This window comes from Shimia sp. SK013 (assembly GCF_001292625.1).
Classification (GTDB): Bacteria; Pseudomonadota; Alphaproteobacteria; order Rhodobacterales; family Rhodobacteraceae; genus Shimia.
Genome location: NZ_LAJH01000012.1, coordinates 452,432 through 468,831, shown reverse-complemented (window position 1 = coordinate 468,831; position 16,400 = coordinate 452,432). Strand labels below are relative to the sequence as shown.

The following is a 16,400-nucleotide window of genomic DNA, read 5'->3' as shown; positions in this document are numbered from 1 at the left end:
GGCATTAACTCTTCGCTAACCATGATCCGCCTAACCTTATTAACGAGTGTTAATCGTTAATTGGTGGGCGGGTTTTGTCATGGTTTCACGGGCTTATTCCGTGGCGTTCGAAGGCGTAGAGGCGCATCAGGTTGAGGTGCAATGTGCCGTAACCCCGGGGCTGCCGGCTTTCTCCATCGTCGGCCTGCCCGACAAAGCTGTTTCCGAGGCCCGTGATCGCGTGCGCTCGGCATTGGCCTCGATGGCCATCGCGTTGCCGTCCAAACGCATCACCATTAACCTTTCGCCAGCCGACCTTCCCAAAGAGGGCAGCCATTTTGATCTGCCCATTGCCGTGGCACTTTTGTCCGCACTTGGCATTATCCCCGAAGACGCCTCCGAGGGCTCCGTCAGCCTCGGGGAATTGTCGCTAGACGGCACACTTGTCGCTGTGACAGGCGCGTTGCCCGCAGCAATGGCCGCAGCACAAGACGATCGAACGTTGCTGTGCCCCAGCGCCTCCAGTCCCGAAGCCGCGTGGGTCGCCGCTACACAGGTGATTGGCGCCAAAACGCTTGCCGATGTGGTCCGTCATTTTTCCGGCCAATCGCCATTGCCGCCATCCCTCCCCGGCGAAGTTCTAAGTCCGGTCAGCGTTTTAGATATGCGCGACGTCAAAGGTCAGGAGCGCGCCAAACGCGCGCTGGAAATCGCTGCTGCAGGTCGCCACCACCTGTTTATGGTTGGTGCGCCGGGCTCCGGAAAATCCATGCTCGCTGCCCGCCTGCCAACAATCTTGCCACCGCTTAGCCCCGCCGAGGCGTTGGAAACCTCTATGATCCACTCGGTCGCTGGCATCTTGGATCAAGGTGGCATCTCCCGCGCACGCCCGTTTCGCGAACCCCACCACACGGCCTCAATGGCCGCGATTGTTGGCGGTGGGCGCCGCGCAACGCCCGGTGAAATCTCGCTGGCGCACAATGGCGTTCTTTTTATGGATGAGTTGCCCGAATTCGCCCGACCTGTTCTGGAAACCCTGCGCCAACCCATTGAAACCGGCAAAGTCATGATCGCGCGCGCCAATGCGCATGTGACCTACCCCTGCCGCTTTATGCTGGTCGCCGCCGCAAACCCGTGCCGGTGCGGTCATATGTTTGACCCCTCACAGGCTTGCGCACGTGTGCCCAATTGCGGCGAGGATTACCTTGGCCGCCTGTCAGGTCCGTTACTGGACCGGCTGGATCTGCGCATCGAAGTGCCCCCCGTCAGCTTCACCGACCTCGACTTACCCGCCGATGGCGACACATCTGCAACCATCGCCGCGCGCGTGCTCGCCGCGCGTGACCTGCAATTGGCCCGCTTTGCCGAAACAGACGGCATTCGCGCCAACGCTGACGCCCATGGGAAAATACTCGAGGATATCGCCACACCAGACGATGAGGGGCGCACGCTGCTTCTCAAAGTGGCCGAGACTTATGGCCTCACCGCGCGCGGCTATCACCGCGTGATGCGTGTGGCCCGCACAATTGCCGATCTCGCAGGATCCGAAACCGTGCGTCGCCCGCATGTCGCGGAGGCAGTCAGCTTTCGACTTACCACAAAAACCGCCTAGGCCCGTTTGGCTTCGATTGCGTCCCAGATTTTGCCTGCAACGTTGATCCCGTCGAACCGCTCCAGCTCCTGAATGCCAGTTGGCGAGGTCACGTTGATTTCCGTCAGATAGTCACCAATGACGTCGATCCCGACAAACACTTGGCCTTTTTCCCGCAACAGCGGTCCAATCGCTGCGCAAATTTCCAGATCGCGTTCGGACAGACCAATCTTTTCAGGACGCCCGCCAACATGCATGTTTGATCGCGTTTCACCTTTTGCGGGCACGCGGTTGATCGCCCCCACCGGCTCGCCATCCACCAAAATCACACGCTTGTCGCCGTTGCTAACATCCGGCAGGAATTTCTGCACAATCAGCGGCTCACGGCTGAATCCAGTGAACAACTCATGCAGCGAGGTCAGGTTGCGATCGCCCGCATCAAGCCGGAAAACCCCTGCGCCGCCATTGCCATAGAGCGGCTTCAGAATAACATCGCCGTGCTTTTCCTTGAACGCCTTGATGGTGTCCAGATCACGCGCAATCGTCGTGGGCGGCGTCAGGTCCGGAAAATCCAGCACCAGAAGCTTCTCAGGATAATTGCGCACCCAAAACGGGTCATTCACAACCAACGTGTCTGGCATCAGTCGATCCAAAAGATGAGTCGACGTGATATAGTGCATATCAAACGGCGGGTCTTGCCGCAGCCAAACAACATCAACATCTTTCAACAAGACAACCGTTTCCGGGCCCAGCGCCACATGATCGCCCTCAACCCGCTGCACCGTCATCCAATGACCACGCGCAGTGATCTCACCTTCTTCATAGGCAAGCTTGTCGGGCGAATAGTAAAATAGCTCATGGCCACGTGCCTGCGCCTCTTCGGCGATACGAAACGAGCTATCGGCGTTGATGTCCACAGACTGGATCGGGTCCATCTGGAATGCGATTTTCATGGGCGGCACCCTCCGTTGATGCCTCTTCATGGCCCAAGCTGTCGGCGGGTGCAATGCCTGCTCAAGCGGCGCACAAAGCATTCTCTAGAATTTGAATGCGGCCCTGATCATCCATCAAGGCCACGTCAAACCGCATCGGCGTCAGCAGCCCTGCAGGCTCACCTCCGACAAATTCCTCCCCAGCCCGCATCAGGCGGGCCATTTGACGTGGCCGAAGCTGTTCCGATGCGCGCGCAAAATCACGGCTTTTCTTTACTTCAACAAAAATGATTTCCGCGCCATTGCGCACAATAAGGTCAATTTCGCCGCCACGACCACGCCAACGACGTCGAAGAATGACCATACCTGCAGCTTCATAGGCGCGCGCCACCGCTGCCTCAGCTGCCATTCCAGACAAAAAATTTTTCTGCCCACGGTGTTTTCGGTTTGACTGAGGCGCGACTTCACCCTCATCGTTTTCAACCTGATCAGACACGGCAAAACCTCGCCAAACACAAAAAATAGGGCATCTCAAGGGTATCACATTACCCCTGATCCTTCTTCAGTTTCAGGGCTATTTGGTAAATACTTCGTTTATGCCCACCAAATGTCTCCGCAACTTCGGCTGACGCATCACGCACAGACAGGGTCTTCAGCGCCTCGCGCAAAGCCTCTTCGATAACTTCCTCACTGGCCGCTCGAACCGGGGTCCGCTCGATCAAGACAACGATTTCCCCTTTAGGTGGCGCTTCCTGAACGCTCGCCGACAATTCCGCGAGCGTGCCTCGGCGCACCTCTTCGAATTTCTTGGTCAACTCACGCGCCACAGCCCCCGCCCTGTCAGGGCCATAGACCTCCACGGCATCCGCCAGCATTGCGCCAATTCTCTTTGGCGATTCGTAAAACACCAAAGTTCCAGGAACCGCCGCGACGGCCTGCATCGCTTTGCGCCGCGCCGCGCGGGCATTGGGCAAAAAACCCGCAAAGAAAAACGCATCCGTTGGCAGGCCAGCCAAAGTTAAGGCCGTGATGATCGCCGAAGGTCCCGGCGCGGACGTCACCAGATGCCCAGCTTCCGCAACCGCACGAGACAAGTGATATCCCGGATCAGCGATAAGCGGCGTGCCCGCCTCTGATGCGTAGGCAACTGACCGTCCAGCGGCAATGTGCGCTACCAGTTTCGTCCGCGTTTTCTCACCCGAATGGTCGTGATAGCTTAACACCGGCCGATCTCCCAGCGGCACGCCGTGAATCTCCAGCAACCGCTTCATCGAGCGGGTGTCCTCAGCCGCGATCACATCCGCAGACGCCAAAACATCGAGCCCCCGCAATGTGATATCACGCGCCGACCCAATGGGTGTGGCGACAAAGTACAAACCCGGCTGCAATTTCTCCGTCTGGTGATTCCCCACTGGACCCGCCTTTTCATCCGTTTATTATCCGCGCTCAAAACCTATAGCCGACCGCGCAAGCGAACGCACCCAAGCAGGGAATGGAGTTATTCCGATGTTGTCTTTTTTTAAACCCGCCCGACGTTTTTTGACAGGGGCGGTTCTCGGATTGTCCGCGCTCACGCTTGCGGCCTGTTTGCCGGATGGCGGTGGCCCAACTATTTCCACCTCAAATCCGGTGCCTGTTGCGCTTTTGGTTCCCAATGGGTCAAGCAACACTGGCGACGTCATTCTGGCGCAAAGCCTTGAAAACGCAGCGAAACTGGCCATTGCGGACCTTGATGGCGTTCAAATCGACTTGCGGATTTATCCAACAGCCGGTGACCCTAATACTGCGCACGCTTCGGCGGTGCAGGCCGTGAACGAGGGCGCTAAGATCATCATCGGGCCGGTTTTCGGTGAGGCAGCGAACGCAGCTGCCAAGGCGGTTGCCTCCCGCAACATCAACGTATTGTCGTTCTCCAACAACACCTCGATCGCCGGCGGCAACCTGTTTGTGCTTGGCCCAACGTTTCAGAACACGGCGGACCGCCTCGTCAACTATTCCGTGCGCAGCGGCAAACCAAACATCCTTGTGGTGCATGCTCAAAACGAAGCCGGCCGCCTCGGAAAGATCGCTATCGACAACGCCATCGCCAGCCAACGCGCACAGGCGGCAGGATCCGTAAGCTACCAATTCTCTCAGGAGGGCGTGATTGCTGCTGTGTCTCAAATCAAACTGCAGGCAGAGGCCAACAGCGCAGACACCATTTTCCTGACCTCCAACACATCAGGCGCCTTGCCTTTGATGACACAGCTTCTGCCAGAGGCCGGTCTCAGCCCCGCTACAACACAGTTTATGGGCCTGACCCGCTGGGACATCCCCAGCCAGACGCTGGAACTGCCGGGTGTGCAAAACGGCTGGTTTGCCCTGCCCGATCCTAATCTGACGCAGCAATTCCAAACCCGTTATGCTCAGGCATACGGAGGCCTGCCGCATCCGATTGGCGGGCTGGCCTATGATGGCATTGCGGCGATTGGCGCACTGGTCAAAGCTGGCAAGAGCAATGCATTGACCACAAGCGCCTTGACACAGGGCGCCGGTTTTCAGGGCGTGAATGGCATCTTCCGCCTGCGCGCCGATGGTACGAATGAACGTGGGCTGGCCGTGGCCACAATCCGCGACAAGAAGGTGGTAATCATTGACCCAGCCCCACAACGATTCGGAGGCGCTGGCCTCTAAAACCGGCTCCATTGTCCCACCAGTACCCGCGGCGGGGTTGATCTGCGCCGCTGACGAGATCTTTGACCGCGCTGCCGTGCTTGCCGAACTTGATGCCCTCTTTGCACAAGACGGCTTCGACGGGCGGCGTGGCGAAGTGGTCAAAATCCTGTTGGTGCGGCGCAAGGCGGCGATGACCACCATCGCCGACGCCTTCCGCGCCAAACCTTGGGCTGCACGCGAGATGACCCGGTCTTATACTTGGCTGACCGACTGCCTGATCGGCAGCGCCTTTTTCGTGGCCACCGAACGTCTGCATCCGGCGCACACTCCGACAGAGGGCGAACGGTTGTCGCTACTGGCTGTGGGTGGCTATGGCCGTGGCGAAATGGCGCCGCAGTCTGATGTCGATCTGCTGTTTTTGACGCCTTACAAGATCACCCCTTGGGCCGAGAGCGTGATCGAAACCATGCTTTATATCCTTTGGGATCTGCGCCTAAAGGTTGGCCACGCCTCTCGCACCGTGCGCGATTGCCTGCGTCTGGGTCGCGAGGATTTCACCATCCGCACAGCACTGCTTGAACATCGCTACCTGTTGGGGGACGCATCACTGGCCCAAGAGCTGGCAGAACGGCTGGAAAACGAGCTTTTCAAAGGGAGCGAGCGTGAATTCATCGACGCAAAGCTTGAAGAACGCGACAATCGACACCTGAAACAGGGTCAACGCTATGTGGTGGAGCCCAACGTCAAAGAAGGCAAAGGCGGGCTGCGTGATCTGCAATCGCTCTTCTGGATTGCCAAATACGTCTACCACGTCTCTGAGGTACAGGAACTTGTCGCACTCGATGTGCTAAGCGATGACGAGCTGGAAAACTTCATCGCGGCTGAAAGTTTCCTTTGGGCGGTACGCGGTCACCTGCATTTGATTGCAGGCCGCCCCTCAGAGCAGCTCACGTTTGATGTGCAGGTCGAGGTCGCCGATGCGCTTGGGTACAAAGACACCGGTGGACGCCGTGCGGTCGAACACTTCATGCAGGACTTTTTCCGCCACGCGACCTCCGTGGGCGACCTGACACGGATCATCCTGACCAAGCTGGAGGCGGACCACGCCAAGGCAGCTCCGCTGATGGAACGCATTTTCCGCCGACGCCCGCGCGTCAAAGCCGGCTATCAAGTGATCCACAACCGCCTGGACGTGGCGGACGCCGACACGTTCCTTGCCGACCCCCTCAACCTGTTGCGCCTGTTTGAAGAGGGTCTGCGTACCGGCATGCTGATCCACCCGAACGCCATGCGTCTGGTGACGGCCAACCTGCAACTGATCGACGATGATCTGCGTGCCAACAAAGAAGCGCGGCGCATCTTTCTTGATCTGCTGCTAAAGCATGGCAACCCCGAACGCGCCCTGCGCCGGATGAACGAATTGGGCGTCCTCGCCGCGTTTATTCCCGAATTCGAACCCATCGTCGCGATGATGCAGTTCAACATGTATCACGCCTACACCGTGGATGAGCACACCATTCAGGTGATCGCCAATTTCACCCATATCGAGAAAGAAGAGCTGCAGGACGAACTGCCGCTCAGCTCGGAAATCCTGAAAACCGGCATCAACCGCAAGGTTCTGATGGTTGCCATGCTGCTGCATGACATCGGCAAAGGCCGCGACATTGACCACTCTATTCTGGGGGCGCAAATCTCGCGCAAAGTCGCGCCACGCCTGGGCTTGAACAAATCCGAGGTCGAGACGGTAGAATGGCTGGTGCGCCATCACCTTTTGATGTCGGACATGGCGCAGAAACGCGACATCGCCGACCCACGCACTGTGCGCGACTTTGCCAAAGCGGTGAAAACCGTGGAACGCCTCAACCTGCTGACGGTTCTGACAGTGTGTGACATTCGTGGTGTCGGCCCAAACACGTGGAACAATTGGAAAGCCGTTCTGCTGCGCGCGTTGCACGGCCAAACCAAACTGGTGCTCGAGGACGGCATGGAAGCCATCACTCGCGAAAACCGTGGCACCAACGCCAAAAAGCTGTTGCGCGCGGAACTGGCGGATTGGCCAGCCAAGGATCTCAAGAAAGAGACCGGGCGGCACTACGATCCCTACTGGCAAGGTTTGCACATCACCGCGCACAAAGTCTTTGCCGAACTGCTGCGCGACATACCCAACGATGAAATCCGCATCGATTTGCACCCCGACGACGACCGCGACGCCACGAGGGCGTGTTTTGCGATGTCCGATCACCCCGGCATCTTTTCACGCATGTGCGGCGCGCTGGCGCTTGTGGGCGCAAATATCGTTGACGCCCGGACCTTCACCTCCAAAGACGGCCACGCGACTGCTGCCTTCTGGATACAGGACGCCGAGGGCAAACCTTACGAGTCCAGCCGCCTGCCGCGCCTGCGCCAGATGATTGAAAAAACCTTCAAGGGAGAGGTTGTCACCCGCGACGCCATGAAGTCGCGCGACGTGATCAAAAAACGCGAACGCGCCTTCAGGGTGCCCACCACCGTCATCTTCGACAACGAAGGCTCAGAGATCTACACCATCATCGAGGTCGACACCCGCGATCGGCCGGGTCTGCTTTACGATCTCACCCGCACTCTCGCCAACACCAACGTCTACATCGCTTCCGCCGTTATCGCGACCTACGGCGAACAGGTGGTCGACACCTTCTACGTCAAAGACATGTTCGGGCTGAAATTTCACGCGGCACACAAGCAGAAAACCTTGGAGAAAAAGCTGCGCGAAGCGATTGAACAGGGCGTCGAAAGGGCTACAGCTTGAAACCGATCCGCCTGATACGAGGGTTTCTGACCGTAGGGGTCTGGACGCTGCTTAGCCGTGTTTTGGGTTTCGTGCGCGAAATCCTTCTGCTTGGCTATCTTGGCCCCGGCCCTGTGATGGACGCCTTTGTGGCGGCCTTCCGCCTTCCCAACATGTTTCGCCGTTTCTTCGCCGAAGGGGCCTTCAACGCTGCTTTCGTGCCGATGTATTCCAAGAAACACGAGGGCGACGAAGATCCCGACGGCTTTGCCAGCGATGCTTTGTCGTGGCTTGCGCTGGTCGTGCTCACATTGACGGCGCTCGCCATGATCTTCATGCCCGCGTTGGTCTGGGCCACAGCCGAAGGGTTTTCCAATGACGCGCGGTTTGACCTGACCGTTGGCTATGGCCGCATCGTCTTTCCCTACATCGTCTTTATGTCCCTCGCCGCTCTGTTCTCCGGCGTGCTGAACGCACGCGGCCATTTCGCCGCTGCTGCTGCCGCGCCGGTGCTGCTCAATATCATGGTGATACCGGCGCTGGTTCTTGGCAGCTGGATGGGCGAAAACGTCATCTACTGGCTGCTCTGGACCATTCCCGCCGCCGGTGTCGCCCAGCTCGCTCTGGTCTGGACCGCCGCCTATCGTGCCGGAGCACGCATTTCTCTGCGCGTGCCGCGTCCGTCGCCTGAGATGGGAAAAATGGTCAGGGTCGCAGTTCCCGCCGCACTGGCCTCAGGCGTTATGCAGATCAACCTTGTGGTCGGCCAGATTGTGGCCTCTGCGAATGAAGGCGCGGTTAGCTGGCTTTATGCCGCGGACCGGCTTTATCAACTCCCGCTGGGTGTGATTGGCATCGCGGTGGGCATCGTTTTGTTGCCTGATCTCGCGCGCCGTCTCAAGGCGGGCGACGACGCAGGAGCCAAAAACGCCTTCTCCCGCGCAACCGAATTCGCGATGTTCCTGACAATTCCTTGTGCGGTCGCCTTCCTCGTGGTGCCGCTGCCGATCGTGTCTGTGTTGTTTGAGCGCGGACAAACCGGCCCGGATGACAGCGCGGCAATTGCGGTGGCCCTGTCGATTTACGCCGTGGGTCTGCCCGCGTTCGTACTGCAAAAACTACTGCAGCCGCTCTATTTCGCCCGTTCTGACACCAAATCCCCCTTCCGGTATGCGGTCTGGGCGATGGTGGTAAACGCCGCACTGGCCTTTGGCCTTGCCCCCTTCATCGAATGGCTGGCACCGGCCATCGCCGCCACGGTGTCGGCTTGGGTGATGATCGCGCAACTTGGTTTTGGCGCCCGGAAATTTGGCGACACCGCGAAATTTGACACCCGGCTGCGCAAGCGTCTTTGGCGGATCGTTTTCTCCAGTGCGCTTATGGGCGCCGTGCTTTGGATGCTGTGGATTGTTCTGATCCCTTGGCTTGGCAGTCCGGGATGGCGCTATCTGGCCTTGGCCATGCTGATTGTGGCTGGCGGGCTGATCTATTTTGCCGTTGCCCGTGTCACCGGAGCATTTTCCATGTCCGATCTGCGCGGTGCGGCCCGACGGGGCAGCTGACACGCGGAACACACCGAACAAAGAAAACCATTGCCATACACCCTTTGTACGACGTTACATCCCCACATAATCGCAAAAGGGAAATTGAAATGGTAAATTGGATCGTCATGCTGATCATCGGCATATTGTCAGTCGTTTTGGGCCTCGTCGCACTCGCCAACCCATTTGGCGCTTCGGTCACCGCTACGCTCATCGCCGGGTGGAGTTTCGTTTTTCTTGGTGGCATTCAAGTGATTGCCTCTTTCGGCGCGCCCAGCGCCGGTGGCAAAATCTTTGGTGTTATCTTTGGACTCATCGCCCTCGCGATCGGTATCAACATCCTGCAAGAACCGCTTCAAGGCATGCTTACCCTGACCTTCGTCGCCGGCATTATGTTCTTGCTGTCCGGCATTACCAAAGCCTGGTTCGGCTTTTCTGGCGCAGAAGGCACCTCGCGCGCCGCTCTTTATCTGTCGGCCATCGTTTCATTGGTGCTGGGCGCCATGGTGCTGTCCAACTTCCCGCAGTCCGCCGCTGTGATCCTCGGTGTTCTGTTGGCGGTAGAGCTTTTGTCCAACGGCATCAGCGCCATAGCCCTCGCACTTGTTGCGCGCGATATGGACCGAAACGCCTGAACTAGTCGCGGCGGATCTTTTCGCGGATCCGCTGCCAGCCACCCGGCACCAAGACAAAGCTCATTAAGAATCCGGCACCAAAGCCAATCACGTCGGCAACCCAATCCGGGTTGCCGCCAAACAGCAAACCAAACAACAGCTGAATGCCCACCAGCACGCCGATCAATGAAAATGCCCGCGCTTGCGGCGCGCCCAGCTCTCCCAGCCGTGTCCACATCAGGAACGTAAAGGCACCGATCAGGCCATAGACACCAGGATAGCTGCCAACCAACGGCAGGTCCGGATCAAGGATCACCGCATAGCCAATCGCGCCCGCAATGCCTGACCCGACAAACACCAAAAATGTACCCAGTTGCGAAAACACTTCGCCGACCATTTTGCCAATCGCCAGCAACAGCACCCCGCCAAACAGCGCGTGGGTAAAGCTGATGTGGATAAACAGATAGGTCGCAAAGCGTTTCACATGCTCAATCGGCCAACTTCCCGTGGCCAGCATCCAGTCCATGATTTCGGCTGAAAATGCGTACTGCTGCAACGCAGCCAAGCGCCACCCCACGGCACTCGGCCCGCCAATAAGCCCCTTAGCCCCGGCCCAAAGCATCGCCTCCACGCCGACAATCAAAAGAAAAAGCGCCACCACAACGGGCGGCAGCGGGTTGACCGGACTTTGATCGTCGGGATGGCTCATATGGCACGTTCCTTCTTGTTGCTCATGCCCCCGCGCATGACTTCTTGACGGGGGTTTGCGCCCTGAGTAAGCCACTCTCACCTTTTAATCCAGACGGAGTAACTCCAATGACAGAGGCGGTCCAAACGTCCTCCACTTTTACCCCACGCGTCTTTTCCGGGATCCAACCCTCGGGCGGCCTGACGTTGGGCAATTACCTTGGCGCGATGAAGCGCTTTGTCGACATGCAAGAGGCCGGTACGCACCAGACCGTGTACTGCATGGTCGATTTGCACGCGATCACCGTCTGGCAAGACCCCGACAAACTGCGCCGCGCCACCCGCGAACTCTGCGCGGGCTTCATCGCCGCCGGCATTGACCCCGCAAAATCTATCCTGTTCAACCAGTCCGCCGTGCCCGAGCACGCGCAGCTGGCGTGGATCTTCAACTGCGTCGCCCGTATGGGCTGGATGCAGCGCATGACTCAATGGAAAGACAAGGCCGGCAAGAACCAGCAGAACGCCTCGCTGGGCTTGTTTGCCTATCCAGCGTTGATGGCGGCGGACATTTTGATCTACCACGCCACCCATGTCCCGGTGGGCGAGGATCAAAAACAGCACCTCGAGCTGACCCGCGATGTGGCGATCAAGTTCAACCACGACTACGGCGTCGACTTTTTCCCTGTCACCGAACCGGTGATCGAAGGCGCGGCCACCCGCGTTATGAGCTTGCGCGATGGATCCAAGAAGATGTCGAAATCCGACCCGTCGGATGCCTCGCGCATCAACATGACGGATGACGCCGACACCATCGCCAAGAAAATCCGCAAAGCCAAAACCGACCCCGAGGCGCTGCCGTCAGAGGCCAAAGGCCTTGAGGAGCGCCCCGAGGCGCGCAACCTCGTGAACATCTATGCTGGGCTCTCGGGTCTGAGCGTCGATCAGGTTCTGGCAGACGTTGGCGGCAAGCAGTTCTCGGAGTTCAAACCGATGCTGTCGGAACTGGCGGTCGACAAACTCGCGCCGATCAGCACCGAAATGGCCCGCTTGATGCAAGAACAGGACGAGATCGACAAAATCCTCGCTCATGGCGCTACTCAGGCCCGCGAAATCGCCGCGCCGATCCTGAAAAAGACCTACGAAATTGTGGGAATGGTTGGCGCCTAAACCTCCACCTTTTGCACTCTGAAAAAAAGCCCGTCCTCTATGGCGGGCTTTTTTGCCGTCCAGGTCCATAGACAGACGGAATTTGGGCCTCTAGGCTCTCCCAATACGGTTGGAAATGTGCCACGCGCACCGCCCTGCCACGCGGCCTTCCAATTGGATGAAAGAGCGCACATGCCCAACAAATCGCCAAGCCCCCTGCTGATCACCGCGCTTGCAATCAGCGCCGCTATCGCGCTTTGGGGCATTCTGGACCCGCAAGGTTTGGGCTCGATCGCCGCCGCGGCCGTTGCCACCCAATTTGCCAGCCGCGGCTGGTTCATCATGCTAGAGGCCAGCGGCCTGCTGTTTGTGGCAATCTTCCTCGCCTTTTCCCGCTTTGGCAAAATCCGCCTTGGCCCAGACGATGCCGAACCAGAATTTTCCACCCCAGCCTGGATCGCCATGCTGTTTGCTGCGGGAATGGGCATCGGCTTGTTGTTTTACGGCGCCGCGGAGCCGCTGACGCATTTTGAAGAGTTGCGCCAATTCACCAGCGACCCACAGGCCGCCGGACATGGCCTGTTTGTCACATATCTGAACTGGGGTTTTCACGCTTGGGCGATCTACGGCGTGGTGGGTCTGATCATCGCCTATTTTGCATATCGCCGCCAACGCAGCCTTTTGCTCAGCGCGCCTCTGACGGATTCGATTGGCGATGCACCTTGGGTCCGCGTTTTGGCGTGGCTGTTTGATTTGACCACAATCGTCGCCATCGCTGTTGGCCTTTCGGGCTCACTGGCGATGGGGGTGTTTCAAATTCAAACCGGCGTGGCCGGGCTGCTTGGGATCGCCGACCCCGCCAAGATCACAATCCCCGTATTTGTTGCCATGTGCATTGCCTTTGTCATCCCCTTGCGCAGCGATTTGGGCGACGGCATGTCCAAACTGTCCAATGCGGCCATGTCTATTGCTGTGGGCCTGATGCTCTATTTGCTGATCGCCGGTCCCACATCTTATTTGATGAACGGTATTGTGACCGGCTTTGGACGCTACGTGTTCAATGTGCTGCCTGCAGGGTTCGCAACGGCCGAGTTCTTCGAAAATAGCCTTGTCGACTGGTTCCAGGGTTGGACGCTGAATTACATGATTTGGTGGCTGGCGTGGTCGCCATTTGTGGGCATCTTCATCGCGCGCATTTCCCGCGGGCGTACCATCCGCGAATTTCTGGTTGGCGTGATTGTCGCCCCTACTCTGTTTTCCATTCTTTGGTTCGGCATATTTGGCGGCCTTGGGTTCTTTGATGCCTTGCGCAGCGACGGGGCGCTGTCGGCCATCAACAAAGAAAACCTCGACGCCACGACATTTGCCCTTCTGGAGAAGTTCCCGTTGGATGGGATCACCCGATTGGCCACCATCGTGGCCGCGTTCTTGTTTGTGGTTACCAGCGTCGTCAGCGCCGGTTTCACTCTTGCCATGATCGGCTCGGGTGGCGATGAAAACCCCTCTCCGCGCCTGCGCACAATTTGGGGCGGCATATTGGCGGCGCTTGGCTTTGCCATGGTATTGGTCGGCGACATTTCACTGGTGCGCTCGATCATCGCACTCTCGGCCATATCGTTTGTGTTCATTGTGCCGGTGCTGGTTGTCTGCCTGTTCCGCGCTCTCAAAAAGGAAGACTTCAAATGAGCAGTGAACTCCTTGATACCGTGCTCAACATAGGCGTGTTTGCCTATATTGGGTTTTTGATCTGGTTAAGCCTACGCCCCAACCCCTGAGACGTCGGTGCGCATTTTTGCACACCCTTCGCGCCAAATCGCTAGTTTCGCACGCCACCTCACAACAATACCTTTGTTTCAAGCAAAGGAGTCCCACCATGAACACCCCCATCCATCCAGCCGCCCGCATCGGCCACGTTCACCTCAAGGTCGCTGACCTTGACCGCGCCATTGGCTTCTATTCCGGCGTTCTGGGTTTCGAAGTTCAAGTCCGCATTGGGAACGACGCGGCCTTTTTGGGCGCGGGCGGATACCATCACCACATCGGCCTGAACACTTGGTCATCCAATGGCGCAACCCCGCCACCTCCGGGTCACACAGGTCTGTTTCACACCGCGTTTCTCTATCCGGACCGCGCCGAGCTTGCAGACGCGGTGCACCGTGTGATCGATGCGGGATACGCCATTGAGGGGGCGTCTGACCATGGCGTGAGTGAAGCGGTGTATTTGACAGATCCCGACGGCAATGGTGTCGAACTCTACCGCGACCGGGCCGAAGCGGATTGGCCGCGCAACCCCGATGGCAGCCTCGCCATGTACACCCGTCGCCTTGATCTCCCCGCACTTCTGGCCGAAGCCGCATAGCGAGGCGCGACCACCAGCGTCGCAGCCTGTCACAATATTGAATCGCGGCTGTCACGAATCCGTTCCTTGCACCTCTTATGGTCGCGCTGCACACTTTGGGCGCCCCGCTGCGGCGCCCTGTCCAGCAAGCCAAGGAGCCAGCAATGGATCACGACGACCTGTCTTTTGACGACATTGACGAACTGATTTCCCCCCGCGCGGAAGAGACCGATTTTGACCGTGTTGTGGACACTGCCCTGTCTCGCCGCGGTTTTCTGGGCGGCGTGATGACCTTTGGACTGGGCTCCTTCCTTGTGGGCACCACCGCCCTGACCGGCGACGCGCGGGCTGACAGCGATCGCTTCGGCTTTTCGGCCGTTCCGGCTAACTCCAACGACACCATCACCGTCCCCGATGGTTTTGAATGGGAGCAGGTTGTGGCATGGGGCGACCCGATCACCGCAGACGCACCAGACTTTGACGAAGCAACCCGCGGCACTGCCGCGACACAGGCGATGGCCTTTGGCGACAACAACGACGGCATGTCGATCTTCACCAGGGGCGGGCGCACCGTTCTGGCCGTAAACAACGAATACACCAACCGCAAGATCATGTGGGGCAACAACCCCGACGGCAAACCGGCCTCGGGCGACGACATCGCCAAAGGCATGATGGCGCATGGTGTTTCGGTCTTTGAGGTCGCGCGCGACGACGCAGGCAATTGGCAGGTCGTGAAAGACAGCGACCTGAACCGCCGCATCACGCCGCAGACCGACATGGACCTGACCGGTCCAGCCGCTGGCGACGACATGCTGAAAACCGCCGCGGATCCGTCTGGCACCACAACCAAAGGTACATGGAACAACTGTGGTAGCGGCGAAACCCCTTGGGGCACCTATCTGACTTGCGAAGAAAACTTTAACGGCTACTTCTCTGCTGCCGACGAAGCCCACGAAGTCACCGCCGAGCTTAAGCGCTACGGCGTGTCGTCCAAAGATTGGGGGTACGGTTGGGCCAAAATCGACGACCGCTTCGATGTCTCCAAAAACCCGAACGAGCCAAACCGCGCTGGCTATGTGGTAGAGATCGACCCCTTTGACCCAACATCAACCCCCAAGAAGCGCACCGCCTTGGGTCGTTTCAAGCATGAAAACGCCGCCGTTGTTCTCGCCCCATCGGGCCACGCCGTGGTCTACCTCGGCGATGACGAACGCGGTGAATTCCTCTACAAGTTTGTCTCTCACGGCGTCTATGCCGCCAACGGCGACAACTCTGATCTGCTGGAGAACGGCGATCTCTTTGTGGCCAAGTTCCACGACGACATGCGCGGCGAATGGCTGGCCTTGACACCAGACACCACAGGCATGACAGACGCCGAAATCCGCATCCACACACGTCAGGCCGCGTCCAAAGTTGGCGCGACGACCATGGACCGCCCAGAATGGGTGGCGGTGAACCCGACAAAGGCAGAAGCCTACGTCGCGCTCACCAACAACAAGAATCGCGGCAAGAAACCAAATGCCGGCGGTGATGACACTTCCGCGAACGGCCCCAACCCGCGCGTTGAAAACCACTATGGCCAGATCGCCCGCTGGATGCCCGACAACGACGACCACGCGGCCCAAGGCTTCAACTGGAACCTCTTTGCTCTGGCAGGCAATCCCGACGTGCACGACGACGAATATGCGGGATCGGAGAACATCAACTCGGGCAATATGTTCAACTCACCTGATGGCATGGCGTTTGACAGCACCGGCCTGCTGTGGATCCAGACCGACGGCAAATACTCCAACGAAGGTGACTTTGCCGGCATGGGCAACAACCAGATGTTGGCGGGCGACACTGTGACCGGTGAAATCCGCCGCTTCCTGGTGGGTCCAAACGAATGCGAAGTCACCGGCATCTGCTGGTCCGCGGATCGTCGCACGATGTTTGTCGGCATCCAGCACCCCGGCGAGCGCGGCGACAGCCATTTCCCTGGTGGCGGAACGTCGGTGCCACGCTCTGGCGTCTTTGCCGTGCGCCGCACCGATGGCGGCCTGATCGGCTAACGGAATTTCAAAAAACCTTTTCAGCATCAAACACAGCCCCCGGCCTTTCAGCTGGGGGCTTTTCTTTGACCCACCTAACCCGCGCTGATCCGACCCATCACA

13 protein-coding genes are annotated in these 16,400 nt (G+C 58.6%); 9 read left to right on the top strand and 4 right to left on the bottom strand.

The genetic code is table 11. From position 1 onward, the window contains the following. Positions 1-79 precede the first annotated feature (79 nt). A complete protein-coding gene (locus SHIM_RS11975; protein WP_054002862.1) occupies positions 80-1,591 on the top strand; it encodes a YifB family Mg chelatase-like AAA ATPase in 1,512 nt (503 codons plus the stop codon). Here SHIM_RS11975 and gshB read toward each other — a convergent pair. The 3 genes from gshB to rsmI form a co-directional block, all read right to left on the bottom strand. Beyond that, a complete protein-coding gene (gene gshB, locus SHIM_RS11970) occupies positions 1,588-2,523 on the bottom strand; it encodes a glutathione synthase (RefSeq protein ID WP_054002861.1) in 936 nt (311 codons plus the stop codon). The two genes, SHIM_RS11975 and gshB, sit on opposite strands and share 4 nt — an antisense overlap. A gap of 61 nt (positions 2,524-2,584) precedes the next feature. Further along, positions 2,585-2,911: a YraN family protein gene (locus tag SHIM_RS11965; RefSeq protein WP_054002969.1), complete on the bottom strand. Its 327-nt coding sequence runs from the start codon at positions 2,909-2,911 to the stop codon at positions 2,585-2,587. 136 nt (positions 2,912-3,047) lie between these two features. After that, positions 3,048-3,914: a 16S rRNA (cytidine(1402)-2'-O)-methyltransferase gene (gene rsmI, locus SHIM_RS11960; RefSeq protein ID WP_054002860.1), complete on the bottom strand. Its 867-nt coding sequence runs from the start codon at positions 3,912-3,914 to the stop codon at positions 3,048-3,050. Between the two features lie 94 nt (positions 3,915-4,008). On the opposite strand from rsmI, the gene SHIM_RS11955 reads away from it, so the two are divergent. The 4 genes from SHIM_RS11955 to SHIM_RS11940 all read left to right on the top strand — a co-directional run bounded on the left by SHIM_RS11955 (position 4,009) and on the right by SHIM_RS11940 (position 10,097). Beyond that, positions 4,009-5,175 (top strand): penicillin-binding protein activator, encoded by a 1,167-nt coding sequence (locus SHIM_RS11955; protein WP_054002859.1) that lies wholly within the window; start codon positions 4,009-4,011, stop codon positions 5,173-5,175. After that, entirely contained in the window at positions 5,135-7,942 is a 2,808-nt protein-coding gene (locus tag SHIM_RS11950) for a [protein-PII] uridylyltransferase (RefSeq protein WP_082358376.1), read from the top strand. The genes SHIM_RS11955 and SHIM_RS11950 overlap by 41 nt, the downstream gene beginning before the upstream one ends. After that, positions 7,939-9,483: a murein biosynthesis integral membrane protein MurJ gene (murJ, locus tag SHIM_RS11945; protein WP_054002858.1), complete on the top strand. Its 1,545-nt coding sequence runs from the start codon at positions 7,939-7,941 to the stop codon at positions 9,481-9,483. Before SHIM_RS11950 ends, murJ begins: the two co-directional genes overlap by 4 nt. Before the next feature lie 89 nt (positions 9,484-9,572). After that, positions 9,573-10,097, top strand: coding sequence for an HdeD family acid-resistance protein (locus tag SHIM_RS11940; RefSeq protein ID WP_054002857.1), 525 nt, complete (start codon positions 9,573-9,575; stop codon positions 10,095-10,097). Position 10,098: 1 nt separating this feature from the next. Here the strand turns inward: SHIM_RS11940 and SHIM_RS11935 are convergent, their stop codons facing one another. Next, on the bottom strand, positions 10,099-10,785 hold the full coding sequence (locus SHIM_RS11935) for a rhomboid family intramembrane serine protease (RefSeq protein WP_054002856.1): 687 nt from the start codon (positions 10,783-10,785) through the stop codon (positions 10,099-10,101). 107 nt (positions 10,786-10,892) lie between these two features. On the opposite strand from SHIM_RS11935, the gene trpS reads away from it, so the two are divergent. The 4 genes from trpS (at position 10,893) to SHIM_RS11915 (ending at position 16,298) form a co-directional block, all read left to right on the top strand. Continuing rightward, positions 10,893-11,930 (top strand): tryptophan--tRNA ligase, encoded by a 1,038-nt coding sequence (gene trpS, locus SHIM_RS11930; protein WP_054002855.1) that lies wholly within the window; start codon positions 10,893-10,895, stop codon positions 11,928-11,930. A gap of 171 nt (positions 11,931-12,101) precedes the next feature. Further along, complete coding sequence (locus SHIM_RS11925) at positions 12,102-13,595, top strand: BCCT family transporter (protein ID WP_054002854.1); 1,494 nt, start codon at positions 12,102-12,104, stop codon at positions 13,593-13,595. A gap of 187 nt (positions 13,596-13,782) precedes the next feature. Then, on the top strand, positions 13,783-14,268 hold the full coding sequence (locus SHIM_RS11920; protein ID WP_054002853.1) for a VOC family protein: 486 nt from the start codon (positions 13,783-13,785) through the stop codon (positions 14,266-14,268). Between the two features lie 143 nt (positions 14,269-14,411). Further along, positions 14,412-16,298, top strand: a complete 1,887-nt coding sequence (locus tag SHIM_RS11915) for a PhoX family protein (protein WP_054002967.1) — start codon at positions 14,412-14,414, stop codon at positions 16,296-16,298. Positions 16,299-16,400 lie beyond the last annotated feature (102 nt).